Origin of the sequence: Paenibacillus eucommiae, from assembly GCF_017874215.1 — a bacterium.
GTDB lineage: Bacteria > Bacillota > Bacilli > Paenibacillales > NBRC-103111 > Paenibacillus_AI > Paenibacillus_AI eucommiae.
In genome coordinates this window covers 1-13,599 of record NZ_JAGGLB010000036.1, presented here as the reverse complement: position 1 = coordinate 13,599, position 13,599 = coordinate 1, and the positions used below count along the sequence as shown (strand labels likewise).

The following is a 13,599-nucleotide window of genomic DNA, read 5'->3' as shown; positions in this document are numbered from 1 at the left end:
TCAGATTTACTTGATTTAAAATAAGATTGCAGCTAGCTCGCCTTTCTTTCCTCCACCGTCTCCTTGATTGACTCCGTTTCTCCGCATCCCCCCCAAGCTTAATATACTTGACGCACACGATTAGCCTTTTACAGCGCCGAGCAGCATCCCTTTGATAAAATATTTTTGCAAAAACGGATACACGACAAGCACAGGTACAATCGCCACGACTACCGTCGCCATCTTGATCGTTTCTGGTGGCAGTGCCTCCAGCGCCGACTGAGGAACAGCGAGCTCCTGACTGATTGCAGGTGAAATAATCATATTGCGAAGCACAACCTGCAGCGGATACAGCGTGCGGTCGCTTAAATACATAATGCCGCCAAAATAAGCATTCCAATGACTAACTCCATAGAATAAACCCAGTGTTGCCATGATCGGCATGGAGAGCGGGAGCACAATTTTCAGCATCGTTCCAATATCACTGCATCCATCTACCTTCGCCGCCTCTTCAATCTCATCAGGCAAGCCCTGGAAATAAGTTTTCATTATAAGCATATTGAAGGTGGATACGAGTCCGGGTATAATCAGCGCCCAAATCGAGTTCATCAGTCCCGTCGCCCTAACCGTTAAATACGTCGGGATCAGCCCGCCGGAGAACAGCATCGTAAAGACAATTCCCATAAGAATGATGTTCCGTCCCGGCAGAAACTTTTTGGAGAGCGGATAGGCCAGCATCGTCGTAATCGCCAGATTGCAAGCCGTTCCTACAACCGTAACGAAAATGGTAATCTGCAAAGCGCGCGGTACCACATTACTGCCAAATATCGTCCGAAAAGCCTCCAAGGTGATCTCAGTAGGGAAAATAACGAAACCACCGTTGCGCAGCACCTCTGTATAAGGGGTAATGGACATAATGAAGACAAAATAAATCGGGAACAGCGTCGCCAGCGAAAACAGACCCAGAATTCCGTAAAGGATAGCATCTACGATGCGGTCTGATTTGGATTTACTTAACACATGCATTTGCAAAATCCTCCCTTTACCATATTCCGGAGCCGCCTACTTTTTTGGCCAAACGGTTTGCTCCGATGACAAGTATTAGCCCTATGATCGACTTAAATACGCCCATGGCCGCCGGCACACTGAATTCCATTTGTTCTATCCCTCGTCGGAAAATCCAAGTATCCAGAATATCACCCACATCATAAACCCGCGCATTCAAGAAAATGTAGACTTGCTCGAAACCAGCGTCCATAATATTCCCAATTCTAAGAATTAACAGTAAAATAAAAACTTCACGAATCCCAGGCAGCGTAATATGCCATAATTGCCGCCAGCGTCCAGCCCCATCCACGACAGCAGCTTCATAAAGCTCATGATTAATTGAAGCAAGCGCTGCCAAATAAATGATAGCTCCAAAACCTGTGCTTTTCCAAACCTCCGTAAGCAGGAGCATCGGGCGGAATGCCGCTGAATTGGTCAGCACATCCAGATCTCCCCAGCCCAGATCGCGGAACAAAGTCGTAAACAGTCCGGCACCAGGTGCAAAGAATGAAAATACAAGACCATACACGATAATCCAGGAAAGAAAATGAGGCCCATAAGTAATGGTCTGAACGACCCGTTTAAACCAGCGGGCGCGAATTTCATTGAGCATTAGGGCCAGCATAACGTCCGGCAGCATATTAAAAGCAATCCGGTAAAAGCTTAGCAGCACTGTGTTTTTAATCAGTACCGGAAAGTCTGGCGAGGCAAAGATCGTCCGGAAATTATCAAATCCCGCCCAAGGACTGTCCCAAACCCCCTTCATCAGGTTGTAATCCTTAAAAGCGATTAAAAGCCCAAACATTGGGATATAATGATACACGATATAATACAGAACACCTGGTACAAGCAGCAGATACAGCCATTTATAGCGGATGATGGTCTTTAAGAAGCGTGAACGCTTTCTTGGCTTCGCGGGTTCATTTGCCGGTTCATTTGCCGGTTCAGCAGGCTCCTTCGAAAGCCCATTCGAGGGTTCAATAGAAGCCATATTTCCGGTTGCTTGCATTTCCCGTCACCTCCATGTTGAATCTAGTTCATAAAGTTTATAAAGTTCATTATAATTAAGTTCACTTGCAGCACATTATGTACCGCAGGCCTCCCTAAGCGTAGTTAACTACAATCCCCATCATTTGCTGCGGCATCTCTGAGCATTTCAGATACATCGCCGGAAGATCCTCGAGAGCGCATTCATTTCGGATAAGCAGCTTCATATCAATCCGCTTGTCTGCCAGCATACGTAAAAACTCGTACATGTTCCTGCCCTCTGTCCAGCGAACATAACCTATAGGATAATCTATGCCCTGCTTTTCATATGCATATTCATAACGGCCAGGCCCGCCTGCACGTGATATATGAATGCTGGCTTCCTTCATAAACAGTAAGTCGCGGTTGAATTCTGTGCCCGTATCTCCGACAATGACTACCCGTCCGCGATCACGCAGCCAATCGATGGCATCGTCAATCATGCTGTGCTCCCGATTACTCGCACAAAGCAGCACGGCATCGGCCCCCTTGCAGAACGGATCGGATTCGATCGCAGCCTGCAGCTCTTCCTTAGTGCGGCATGCTGTCGCGCCGATCGATTCAAGCATAAGGCAGCGCTCCTCTATCGGTTCAAGTCCAATCACCCGATAATTCGAGGCATGAGCAATACTTGCAATAATTTGCCCAAGAATACCTAGCCCTACAACGATAATCGTTTCGCCAAAGTTTAAATCAGCTTGCCGCAGTGCATGGATCGCTATCGCGCCAATCCCGACGAATGCCGCTTCTTCTGCTCTAACCCCATCAGGAATCGGAACAACCAAATGCTTCGGTACATGCAAGAATTGCCGATGGGTTGGAACTCCATAACAGGCAACACGCTGCCCGGGAACCACATGGGTAACCCCTTCTCCAACCTCCTCAACGATACCGGAAGCACTGTAGCCAAGATCAGCGTCCTCATTCACACGTATCATCAATAGCTCGGTCCCGACACTAACTGCGGAATAATCCGTTTTCACTTTTACAAACTGTGGTTGGACAACTGGATCAGGCAGCTCGACTACATGCGCCGAACCCTTCAACCCCTTAACTGCTCTCATGGTGCAAAACCCCTCACTGGTTCTCATCTGATTTGTTATTTGAAAGGAAATGAAAGTAATTTAATATTTGTGGTTTGTAATTGATTTGTTAATTCATTATATATGCCACTTTTCCTTTGTGTCAATACTGAATTTTTGCTTTTTCGAAGTACTATTGGAGCACTAATTAAGAAGATAGCCACTAAAAGTGCAAGAATGCCGAAGAATAGCTAAAAAAATCGAATAACTAGCTAGCTTTTACCGCATGAAATTCTTATTCAGGTTTACTTCTGATTTAATTCTGATTTAATTCAGGTAAATCAGACTGCTTGAGGTAGGCATGGCCGTCATCGACGATCTCAAATATGACCACCCTAAAATCGACAGTCACTGAGGTAGCAAACCTTGTTATACGGATACCTCTTTCCCAGCCTTGGCTGACCAAACACTTTATCACTGTAAATCTGCACTGTATTAATTGCATTTTTCGCTCCAGCTACCCTAAAAACTTTATACTTTCTAAGTCCAAAAAAAAGGGTTGCCAGGTCGTTTGAAACGATCCGAACAACCCTTTTTGCCAGTAAAACCTTGAAAGTGAAACTACATCTCGTTAAACTGCCACACTTTATAGCTCCGCGAAGTTTCAGCCATAAGAGCTCCTCGAACTCTAGTGCCGACAAACGCAGACGATACACCTGTTTCATCGGCAATCTCCATTTGGCTTCTTGGAACGGTCTTTTAACCATATCATTAGGGCACGTTTTTGTTCCAGGCTCTCTTGACAATACATTCCACCACCTCCAGGTCACTCATAAATATAAATATCAGATTTCGCGACCAAATTCAGTTGCGACATGTCTTATTCAAATCAGATGTTGGCGGGATTTCCTGTCTCAGATTACCCGGATATCATGACTGTATTTCGTTAAGATATCATTTCTGCAATACAAAGTTTATCAATATGTAAATTATCCATAATAGGCCTAACATTGTAATACCCATTTTTTCACGTCTAGATTTATACTTTTTTTGATGAGGATATAGAGTATTAAAATGGGCCAAACAATAAGAAGTATAGTACTAATATCCACACACTTCACCTCAAAAATTCTATTTAAAAAACTAACTTCGCTTTATCTAGTGTATTATTATAACAAAAACAAATGGATCTACTATGACATAAACCTAATAAAGTTATTCTAATTCATTTATCATAGAGTGTTTAGAATTGCATAAGCACTTCCCATTGCACTATCTGCGTTACTGCCAGCATCCCATATTGCAACTGCGAAACCTGCAACAGCTATCGATCCTCCAATTGTACCTAACACTGAAGCTGCAGTCAAAGCGGTCACACCTAGAGCTCCCAAAAGTAATGGTACGTTATAGTTGATAGTATTTCTAGCTGCAACAACAGTACCAGCATAGTGCTTAAAATTTATTATTTTCAACTCTAACTAAACAGGCACTTTTAGGTGAGCCGACTCGGCTCACTTATACAGCGATGCTGCTATCTCTTTTTATTGAATTGTGGAACGCATCCCAACTATTAAAGACCTCAGGAATCGTTTGAAAAGAAATATAGAATTTAGCACGGATTGTGGCATTAATGGGTCTGAGATCCAGCAACACAAAATGCGTTAGTTCAACAAGCCTTTCACGAAGGGTTATCCACGCCTCTACATTATGGATGCCACTCATGTTGAAGGAAATCGGAGAAGAAAAAAGACACTCCTGACCTACTCGCAACTGAACTTCCAAAGAAAAAGCGTGGCCGTGCTCCGGTCAGCCCCGAAAACTTATACATTCCAGTAACTCTACAAAAAAAGGGACCCAGCCAACGGGGCCGGGTCCAAAGTGTTTATATTAAAAAAGGGGGTCATGCTTATTATAATAGCCTATTAATATGATAAAGCCATAACAGCCATATTTCATTTGTGTTACAAAACTCCCTGACCTCTATTCAGGCGAGAGTTAATGGCAGGGCGAGCCCCGAAGTGTTGGACTAAAATTTTATACGAAGCCTAAGTGTCTTAATTCGAATAATGATGAAACATTATAATCCGCCCAATAATCACTGTCTACGATAATATCCTTGTAAAGGCCGTCCTCTCTCTTGACCTGAACCGTTGTCCAGCCTAAGCATTTTGCCGTTATAAAGTCTTTTTGGGGATTATCACCAATATATACACATGCGGAAGGAAGAATTCCAAGGCTCTCTGTCATTTTGATATAAGGTAGTGGACAAGGCTTCCAACATGCTCTACCCAACTCATCCGAATATACAATGTGATTGAAAAAGGGGAGTATGCCCAAAGCTATGACTTTTTGACGTTGGGCTGCCCAAAAACCATCCGTAATTAGTCCTGTCCTCGCTTTACTTGACACATATTGCAGTGCCCACAGGGCATCCTCGTAGAGCTTGATCCGCGGTAGATGTTCACGGTAGATCGTTAGCATCTCGCGAATAATGCTATAATCATGTTCTATTCGTAATGTTTGTAAAACTTTATCGAATATATTTCCTTTGTGTCCCTGATACAAAAGTCGTTCCGCTTGCTCAAAAAATCCTTGACGATTCAAATGTATACGAATCCAGCGGTCTACTTCCTGAAATCCGCTAATTACGTACTCTTTCTCACAATAGAGTGTATCATCCAAATCGAAAACAATGGCTTGTTTCATAGCTGCCTGTTCACATCAACAAAAAATGCATCATCATAACGCAGCATGACAAGCCCATCCTGCCAATCGTCCATATCCATCCAACTTATGGGTCTCTCTAGAAGCCATTGTATAATCGCTTTAGGATAGTTAGCCCCGGCAACGAAGGAAAGTGGGACGCCTCCTCCAAACCGCGGGTTTATTTCAATAAAAACGATCTTCCCTGCACTTGTTACAAAGCACTGTAAAGTAATGCAGCCTATGGCGCCAGGCAGAGCTTCCGCTACTTTTTTGGCGGTAGTCATTAACGTACTGTCTTTGACCGTCATCCCTTTGCAAACCTCTCCCGCTCTTGTCTCTAAGCGTAAACGCGGGACTGCCGCATGCGCTTTTCCCTGAAAGTCCATCAGGACGTCGATGGTATATTCCTGGCCTACAATGTAATCCTGCACAATCGAGTTAGGAATATATTTTAGAAAAAAAGCCAGCTCTTCAGCGTTATTAATTTTTGTTGCCCCCACACTACCGCTCCCATTAGCCGGTTTTAACATGAGAGGATAACAGGTATGCGGATTAGATAGGATTTGCTCACCGTTCAAAGTTTGGGGCGTATTTACTTGTATACTTTTAAAAAAAGCGGATGTTTTTCTCTTATCGTAACAAATGCGGGTAACCTCGGGAGAGCTTACGAGCACACACGTTCCTACCCCTTCAAATTCTAACCGATGTTCGGCAAGCACTTGCAATTCAGTGTCGATCAGAGGAATCAGAAGTTTGATGTCATGCTGCGAACAAATTTCCAGCAGCCTTGAAATGTAGAATGGATCTGTTGCATGAGGAAGCAGCTCATGAATATCTCCTACACAAGCAGCAGGAGCGTTATTTTTCATATCAGCGGTAACGATCTTCCCGTCCAAAGACAATTCTTTCAACACTTCTTTAAAATATCTGACTAACGATACTCTCCGACCAACGCTAGTAAACAGAATATTGAAGGCTGTCATGATATGTTCCATACCTCCTCTTGACGCAATCTCATCTGGTTTTCCCTGTATATTTCCAAAGCTCATCAACAAACTCTCTAACCCTGATACGGGTAGTGTGCCGGGAATGAACCAAATCAAAGCCCTTCTTTCTAATGTGATTCCGCTCCTCTTTATGCATTAGATAATAATAGGCCCTTTCCATAAAATTATCTTTATCAATTCTCACGAAGTTTTCTTTATCGACAAAACCCAAGTCTCTAAGTTCAGGAAAATCGGAAGCAAGCAGCAATGTTCCACAAGCTGGAACTTCAAAGTATTTGCCAACCGCAAAATCATATTTGGAGCCACAAGTGAGAAATATTTTCGCACGGCTAATTTCCATCGCATAGTTTTCATCCAGGAACTTGGATTTTGCGGATTTCTTCGAAAACCATTTATACCCCGGATGTTTATGTGAAACGAAACCGTCTATTTGATTCATGTTGTTGAAAATTTCTTCGCGAAGAGGATATAAATAGTTGTTGATTTTGCCCATCATTAAATATTTGATGGTTCTTTCTAATTTATAATTGTGGAACACCGGTTCATAAACATGATTCGGCAGCCATCTTGCTTGATTGTGGAATTCAGGAAAATAGGCTGAAAAACTGTCCCGGTAGTGGGTAAAAACCAAGTCAATGTGATTCTCTTTCACAAAGCTGTGAAAATCCTCCCTGACTCTGTAGACATCGTGAAACAAAATCCCTTTCGGTATATTTACCTGATTCAATCCACTGGGGAGCCCATAACAGCCTCTAATGGATTGGAAATCATCCAAGTAGATAAAATCTGGAATGAAATCCAGTTCACTTATAATATCCGGCAAATATCCGCCTTTTTTTCCTCTACTGAACTCCCCGTACACAAAATGGACGTTGACATCTGGCAGCTTAACTAGTTCCAACTTGAAATAGTGATCAGGTTTGTAGGTAAAAGTAGACCAATTGATTGTAAAATATAAGATATTCAATTTATTCGATTTATTCGATTTGTTCGATTTATTCATCAATGAATCTCTCCTTTACTAAATCCTGGAATGACCCGGTTAATAACGGACCGTATCTCATTGGATAGGTCAAATGTCGGATCATGTGCAACCATTTCTTCTAATTTCTTTAAAGTTTCATGCAGGTGCTCTTCTGAGAAAGCTAGGGATTCACAAACGTAAATAGAATCGTGTTTGACGGCTTTTAGTTTTTCCTCGGCTGTAAACAGCTCTTCAACCAGCTTTTCACCGGGGCGTATGCCAGTGTAGACAACTTTGATATCTTCATCCGGCGTTAATCCAGACATACGAATGACCCGATATGCCATATCCAGAATTTTCACTGGTCTCCCCATATCCAGTATAAAAATCTCCCCTCCCTTAGCCATCACACAGGATTGGAAAATAAGATGCACAGCTTCCGGAATTGTCATGAAATAGCGGATCATATCAGGATGAGTTACTGTTACAGGCCCTCCAGCCTCGATTTGTTGGGTAAACAAAGGGAGGACGCTTCCCCGACTGCCTAGCACATTCCCGAACCGAACCGTTAGCAGTATCGTGTCTTTAGATGTCCCTTCCATACTTTGCAGCATTAATTCGGCCAGTCTTTTGGTTCCTCCCATGATGCTTGAGGGGTTCACTGCTTTATCCGAAGAAATGTAAACGAATCTTTCGGCTTTATAGTCGAGAGCGCACTCGGCAACATTGCGGGTTCCAAAAACATTATTTTTTATCGCTTCAGAAGGATTTAACTCCATTAAAGGGACATGCTTATGGGCTGCCGCATGAAAAATGATTGCAGGCCGAAAATGGGCAAATACATCTTCCAGTCTTTTCTTGTCTTGAATGTCTGCGATTACGGATTCAATAGCCGTATGGGGATGGTTGATTTTTAATTCTTTTTCAATATTAAAAATGCTATTTTCACCATGGCCAAGTAATATTAACTTCTGTGGATAGAAACCAGGAATCTGCCTGCAAAGTTCAGACCCAATCGAACCTCCGGCACCCGTTACTAGAATCACCTTTCCTCTTACAAATCCGGCAATTTTATCTGCATTCATTTTCACCAGTTCTCTTCCTACTATTTCTTCCATACTTATTTCATCAAGAGTATTCGGCGGGAGAGGAATCCGGTTAACTTTTGCGAAGCTTGCCAACTTAATTCGAATGTTTGTTATAAGATTACTAATAAATTCCTGCACATGAACTCGTCTCCCTTTTAGGCACTTACTTTTTCGTACCTCTAGAATTCATAACTGTAAGTATACATTTAATGACTCGATCTTGGTCTTCCTCCGAAAGATTGGAACCCGAAGGCAGGCACAGACCATCTTTAAAGAGCTGTTCAGATATACTCTTATCCTGAGTATGCGGAAAGTACTTACAATCTTTAAATAGTGGCTGCAAATGCAATGGTTTCCAAACAGGACGCGCTTCTATGTTTTCTTCAGCTAATGCTTCTATGATTTCCCCCGAGGATATCCCGGCATATAATGGGTTGACAGTCAGCGCAGTAAGCCAACGAGTAGGCAGGCTATTGGCAAGTTCAGGCATAAACATAAAGCCATCCAAATTGGAAAGTGCTAAATAATAACGTTGAAAGATGGACCTTCGCGCAGATATTCGTTTATCCAATACTCCTAATTGTCCTCTCCCTATAGCAGCTAGGACGTTGCTCAAGCGATAATTATATCCAAGTTCGCTATGTTGATAATGCACAGCCAGGTCACGGGACTGGGAAGCCCAGAAACGCATCTTTGTTAATGCCTCCCTGTCATCGGAAACAAGCATACCTCCGCCTGAGGTCGTTATGATCTTATTACCGTTAAATGAATAGACCCCAAACTTCCCAAAAGTTCCACTAGCTTTTCCATGGTAAGTTGCCCCTAGTGATTCCGCAGCATCTTCAACAACTGGAACGCCATGTTGATCACAAATCCTCAATATGGCTGACATATCCGCACTCTGTCCGAACAAATTAACGACGATCACCGCCTTAGGCAGCTTTCCCATCCGTTCATAATGAGCAAATGCTCTTGCTAAAGCCGATGGCGACATATTCCATGATTCACATTCGGAGTCTATGAATACAGGAACAGCTCCTTGATATACTATAGGATTGGCACTAGCAACAAATGAGAACGTGGAACAGAAAACAATGTCTCCTTGGTCTACCCTCAAATACCGCAATGCTAAGTGGAGTGCACTCGTTCCGGAGTTTACTGCCAAAGCTCCATTTACACCAACATATTCTGCCATTTCCTTTTCGAATGCCTCTACTTGCGGACCTAGGGGTGAAATCCAATTCGATTCAAACGCCTCTTGTACAAGGCGCTCTTCCTCGCAACCCATATGTGGGGGAGATAAAAAAATCCGTTTGTCCAGACCCATACCTCAGTTTCCTCCCTCCCTATCTCAAAAGAACTTTAATTTGGCATATTTTTTATAGTATAGAATCGGAGAGCCTTTTGCTTGGACAAATACAATACATATTCAAATAATTACATCACTTAACTTTTGCTCAAACGGACTGCCCACTGATGCTTGGCGTCCTTTGAGGTGCATGTTCGTGCCTTGGGTGCGTTGCGGAGGGAATGGCTGTGGGCTCCAGCCGCTGTTAAAGATTTGTTCCCTAAATGGTATCGATGAGGAGGTAGGAACAAATCTTTAAAGGCGGACGCTACCGCTCTTCCGCCCACAGCCTCTCTTTAGCTACAATCGCACGAATCACACGAACACCAAGCTCAAACGGACTGCCAGCAAGGCTTTTTCTTTTGGTTAGTAGAGATTTCCTAGCGGGCGCAGGCAAGGTATCCGTACCTTTCAGCCATTCTAAAGTGCTTTCTCCATCGTCCGCGGTATCGATCGCCAGGTACCCCTCAAACACATCTATAAATATGCTTTCCAGTAACTCCACAAAAAAAGGGACCCAGCCAACGGGGCCGGGTCCAAAGTGTTTATATTAAAAAAGGGGGTCATGCTTATTATAATAGCCTATTGATATGATAAAGTCATAACAGCAGTATTTCATTTGTGTTACAAATTTTTTTACTCCTATTTCACGCGGCTACACACTGCCATTGCGTACAATTCTTCCCATCATTTCTGAGTTGGGGTAATTCACTTCCTGATACAACTGCACAACTTTTTCAATATCGTAAGCAACCCTCTCAATTGAAGTACTTATCCGTTTGTGGTCTACCTCAACAATGGCGTATGATGCCTTCGCAAGACCGTCAAAGGGCAGGCCTACGCTGCCAATATTGATGAGAACTTTGCCGCCAATATAGCGGATAAAAGGCTTATGTATATGCGCATACACGTATATCGTGGAATCGGCTGCTGACATTAACTTTGCCTGAAGAACTGCATCTTCCGAGCTTCCTGGAACGATTTCAAACAAGCTTTCTGGCGTCGCATGATAAGCACTGATGGACACGCCTTCGATCTCCAAATGAAGCTCAGTCGGCAAGTCCTTCAAATAATCAAGATCTGCGGGATCTAATTGCGAAACCGTCCACTCACGTTCGGAATTCATTAATACCAAAGCCTTGTCAGGAACCTCGCCTTCACGAACACCCCGGACTACCCATTCATCCGCATTTCCTTTAATCACCTTTGTATCCAAAGTGCGAATCGTATCAAGAGACCGCCTAGGCTCAGGCCCGCGGTAACAAAGGTCACCCAGCACATAAATTTGATCTATCTGCTTGTTTTGTATATCTGCCAGAACTGCATCCAACGCGACTGCATTTCCATGTATATCCGAGATAAATGCGACTCTCATTTGATCCTCTCCCTTCATATAATAGTATAAATTAAGCAAGATGGTTGTAAATAGGAGCATATGTTTGCTATAATGAAATTTCTTCCTCATAAATTGCTCAGCTTACAAGAAATTCGGAGGCATATGTCATGTTGCAAAAGACTCACAGCTTGGCGGGTTTATTAGCCGCGGAGAGCGTCATGCTTTATTTTAACCAACCTTTGGTTTCATGGGAATCTGCTGCCGCGCTTATGGTCGGATGTTTAGCGGGTCCAATGGCTGACATCGACAAACCCGGCTCCACAATGGCCAAAGTTTTCATGCCTTTATCTTTTTTACTGCGCATTGTCGGTGTTCGTCACCGTACGCTTACGCATTCCTTTCTTTTTCTATTTGGATTGTTTATGCTGCTTTCCCAACTGCCAGAGCCTTTATTTTGGACATGCTTAATTGCTTACGCCACGCATCCCTTTCTGGACTTATTCAACGAACAGGGCGTAGCACTCTTATGGCCAATAAAAACCAAATTCCGTCTAGTCCCTAAGTTCATGGCAATCAAAACCGGTTCTTTTTCGGAAGCCTTGATTGGTATCTTTCTTATTATCGCGACTGTACTTATTCCTGCTGTATTCTTTTACCAGAATGGATATTTATAGGCGTGGAAGCTGAAAATGATGTCCAACCTGTGGTGGCCCCTTATCTGATAAGGGGTTTTTCTTTTTCACCCAATAGCATCAACTTATAAGAATAACCTATATAGGTTATACCTTTTATATATTTCCTCAATAAAGAGAATTGTGTTAAAAATAAACTATACCCTTAAAGGAGCTGACGAACGATATGAGTCAACTATGGAATGCACGACATTATGATACAGACATGGCTTTTGTCTCCCAATTCGGAGAATCTCTTATCGACTTGCTCCACCCTGCTCAGGGCGAACGTATTATCGATTGGGGCTGTGGAACTGGTGATCTTGCAGCAGCTATAGCGGATAAGGGAGCAGTGGTGACAGGCATCGATGCCTCCCCTGAAATGATTGAAACTGCACACAACAAATATCCTCATATTCAGTTTGTTCATGCAGATGGACAATTTTACAGTGCAGTTGAGCCCGTAGATGCCATTTTCAGTAATGCAGCTCTGCACTGGATGACCAACGCAGAGAGCACTGCAGCTTCTATCGCAGCCCTACTTCGTACAAACGGACGTTTTGTTGCCGAATTTGGCGGGGATGGTAACATTGCATCCATTGTGAAAAGCCTGCCAAATGCCTTCCAGGCGGCTGGAGTGCTGGACCAGTTGCAATTACCTTGGTATTTTCCGAGTATAGGCCAGTATGCATCTTTATTGGAGCGCAATCAAATGCGGGTCGATCTGGCGCTCTGCTTTGACCGCCCGACTCCCTTGCTAGCTGGCGAGGATGGGCTTGCACAATGGCTTAGTACTTTTGCTAACGGCATATTAAGTGTATTGCCCGAGGAGAAGCGGCAGCATATCATCTCATTTATGGAAGCGGAGCTGAAACCATCCCTGTACGAGAATGGCCAGTGGGTCATGGATTACCGGCGCATACGGGTTGTGGCTGTTAAAAAGTAAATAGCTATGAACTAGTGAGAGTTATGAAACAAGTGAGAGCTATGAAACATGCGAGTGAGCCGTCTAGCAGAAAAATTGGCTAGACGGCTTTTGTATTTATCAGCTTTGGGAGATCAGAACCAAAATTATCGCCCACCCGCCTCGAATTGGGCTGGTTTTTTTGTTGTTGCTAGCTCGCCTATCAACTTAACGATGTTTTTCATCGTTAAAACAAACATTTCCAGGCGAATCTGCGAAATAATGATGATTTTCATCGCTAAATACGCCAGTTGGCCCCCTTTGAGCTGAAAAGGGGACTTTTAATGATGTTTTTCATCGTTAAAACAAAAATTTCCAATTGATCAAGCACTTTAACGATGAAAAACAGTTACTACTTAGGTAGGCTAAAAGGAAAATTGTCCGCGATAAGCAGAAGTCAAAGAGGAAAGAAGAGGAAGTTTTTGTTTAAGGAGCGTCGAA

13 protein-coding genes are annotated in these 13,599 nt (G+C 43.2%); 2 read left to right on the top strand and 11 right to left on the bottom strand.

The genetic code is table 11. The features are described from left to right. Positions 1 to 120 precede the first annotated feature (120 nt). The 11 genes from J2Z66_RS34700 to J2Z66_RS34650 form a co-directional block, all read right to left on the bottom strand. A complete protein-coding gene (locus tag J2Z66_RS34700) occupies positions 121 to 1,005 on the bottom strand; it encodes a carbohydrate ABC transporter permease (protein ID WP_209977368.1) in 885 nt (294 codons plus the stop codon). 16 nt (positions 1,006 to 1,021) lie between these two features. After that, entirely contained in the window at positions 1,022 to 2,035 is a 1,014-nt protein-coding gene (locus J2Z66_RS34695) for an ABC transporter permease (protein WP_245376076.1), read from the bottom strand. 94 nt (positions 2,036 to 2,129) lie between these two features. After that, positions 2,130 to 3,116, bottom strand: coding sequence for a zinc-dependent alcohol dehydrogenase (locus J2Z66_RS34690; protein ID WP_209977367.1), 987 nt, complete (start codon positions 3,114 to 3,116; stop codon positions 2,130 to 2,132). Between the two features lie 274 nt (positions 3,117 to 3,390). After that, a complete protein-coding gene (locus tag J2Z66_RS34685) occupies positions 3,391 to 3,579 on the bottom strand; it encodes a hypothetical protein (protein ID WP_209977366.1) in 189 nt (62 codons plus the stop codon). A gap of 1,529 nt (positions 3,580 to 5,108) precedes the next feature. After that, positions 5,109 to 5,780 (bottom strand): HAD family hydrolase, encoded by a 672-nt coding sequence (locus J2Z66_RS34680; protein ID WP_209977365.1) that lies wholly within the window; start codon positions 5,778 to 5,780, stop codon positions 5,109 to 5,111. Continuing rightward, positions 5,777 to 6,763 carry an ATP-grasp domain-containing protein gene (locus J2Z66_RS34675; protein WP_209977364.1) on the bottom strand — a complete coding sequence of 329 codons (987 nt, stop codon included), beginning with the start codon at positions 6,761 to 6,763 and terminating at the stop codon, positions 5,777 to 5,779. Before J2Z66_RS34675 ends, J2Z66_RS34680 begins: the two co-directional genes overlap by 4 nt. A gap of 31 nt (positions 6,764 to 6,794) precedes the next feature. Then, complete coding sequence (locus J2Z66_RS34670) at positions 6,795 to 7,790, bottom strand: glycosyltransferase (protein WP_209977363.1); 996 nt, start codon at positions 7,788 to 7,790, stop codon at positions 6,795 to 6,797. Beyond that, positions 7,790 to 8,977: a UDP-N-acetylglucosamine 4,6-dehydratase family protein gene (locus J2Z66_RS34665; RefSeq protein ID WP_312894932.1), complete on the bottom strand. Its 1,188-nt coding sequence runs from the start codon at positions 8,975 to 8,977 to the stop codon at positions 7,790 to 7,792. The genes J2Z66_RS34670 and J2Z66_RS34665 overlap by 1 nt, the downstream gene beginning before the upstream one ends. Before the next feature lie 25 nt (positions 8,978 to 9,002). Continuing rightward, positions 9,003 to 10,166, bottom strand: coding sequence for a DegT/DnrJ/EryC1/StrS family aminotransferase (locus J2Z66_RS34660; protein WP_281068923.1), 1,164 nt, complete (start codon positions 10,164 to 10,166; stop codon positions 9,003 to 9,005). A 289-nt stretch (positions 10,167 to 10,455) separates the two neighbouring features. Beyond that, on the bottom strand, positions 10,456 to 10,692 hold the full coding sequence (locus tag J2Z66_RS34655; RefSeq protein WP_209977362.1) for a hypothetical protein: 237 nt from the start codon (positions 10,690 to 10,692) through the stop codon (positions 10,456 to 10,458). A gap of 150 nt (positions 10,693 to 10,842) precedes the next feature. Beyond that, positions 10,843 to 11,562: a metallophosphoesterase family protein gene (locus J2Z66_RS34650; RefSeq protein WP_209977361.1), complete on the bottom strand. Its 720-nt coding sequence runs from the start codon at positions 11,560 to 11,562 to the stop codon at positions 10,843 to 10,845. Positions 11,563 to 11,690: 128 nt separating this feature from the next. Here J2Z66_RS34650 and J2Z66_RS34645 point away from each other — a divergent pair, with 128 nt between their 5' ends. Together J2Z66_RS34645 and J2Z66_RS34640 are read left to right on the top strand one after the other, a co-directional pair. Next, positions 11,691 to 12,197, top strand: coding sequence for a metal-dependent hydrolase (locus J2Z66_RS34645; RefSeq protein WP_209977360.1), 507 nt, complete (start codon positions 11,691 to 11,693; stop codon positions 12,195 to 12,197). 184 nt (positions 12,198 to 12,381) lie between these two features. Further along, a complete protein-coding gene (locus tag J2Z66_RS34640) occupies positions 12,382 to 13,140 on the top strand; it encodes a class I SAM-dependent methyltransferase (RefSeq protein ID WP_209977359.1) in 759 nt (252 codons plus the stop codon). The last annotated feature ends 459 nt before the right edge of the window (positions 13,141 to 13,599 follow it).

Bases quoted from the DNA above. Each gene is read 5' to 3' on its own strand.
- J2Z66_RS34685 (WP_209977366.1), bottom strand. From the start codon at position 3,579: ATGCAATTAATACAGTGCAGATTTACAGTGATAAAGTGTTTGGTCAGC.
- J2Z66_RS34680 (WP_209977365.1), bottom strand. From the start codon at position 5,780: ATGAAACAAGCCATTGTTTTCGATTTGGATGATACACTCTATTGTGAG.
- J2Z66_RS34675 (WP_209977364.1), bottom strand. From the start codon at position 6,763: ATGACAGCCTTCAATATTCTGTTTACTAGCGTTGGTCGGAGAGTATCG.
- J2Z66_RS34660 (WP_281068923.1), bottom strand. From the start codon at position 10,166: ATGGGTCTGGACAAACGGATTTTTTTATCTCCCCCACATATGGGTTGC.
- J2Z66_RS34640 (WP_209977359.1), top strand. From the start codon at position 12,382: ATGAGTCAACTATGGAATGCACGACATTATGATACAGACATGGCTTTT.
- J2Z66_RS34670 (WP_209977363.1), bottom strand. From the start codon at position 7,790: ATGAATAAATCGAACAAATCGAATAAATCGAATAAATTGAATATCTTA.
- J2Z66_RS34700 (WP_209977368.1), bottom strand. From the start codon at position 1,005: ATGCATGTGTTAAGTAAATCCAAATCAGACCGCATCGTAGATGCTATC.
- J2Z66_RS34650 (WP_209977361.1), bottom strand. From the start codon at position 11,562: ATGAGAGTCGCATTTATCTCGGATATACATGGAAATGCAGTCGCGTTG.
- J2Z66_RS34690 (WP_209977367.1), bottom strand. From the start codon at position 3,116: ATGAGAGCAGTTAAGGGGTTGAAGGGTTCGGCGCATGTAGTCGAGCTG.
- J2Z66_RS34695 (WP_245376076.1), bottom strand. From the start codon at position 2,035: ATGCAAGCAACCGGAAATATGGCTTCTATTGAACCCTCGAATGGGCTT.
- J2Z66_RS34645 (WP_209977360.1), top strand. From the start codon at position 11,691: ATGTTGCAAAAGACTCACAGCTTGGCGGGTTTATTAGCCGCGGAGAGC.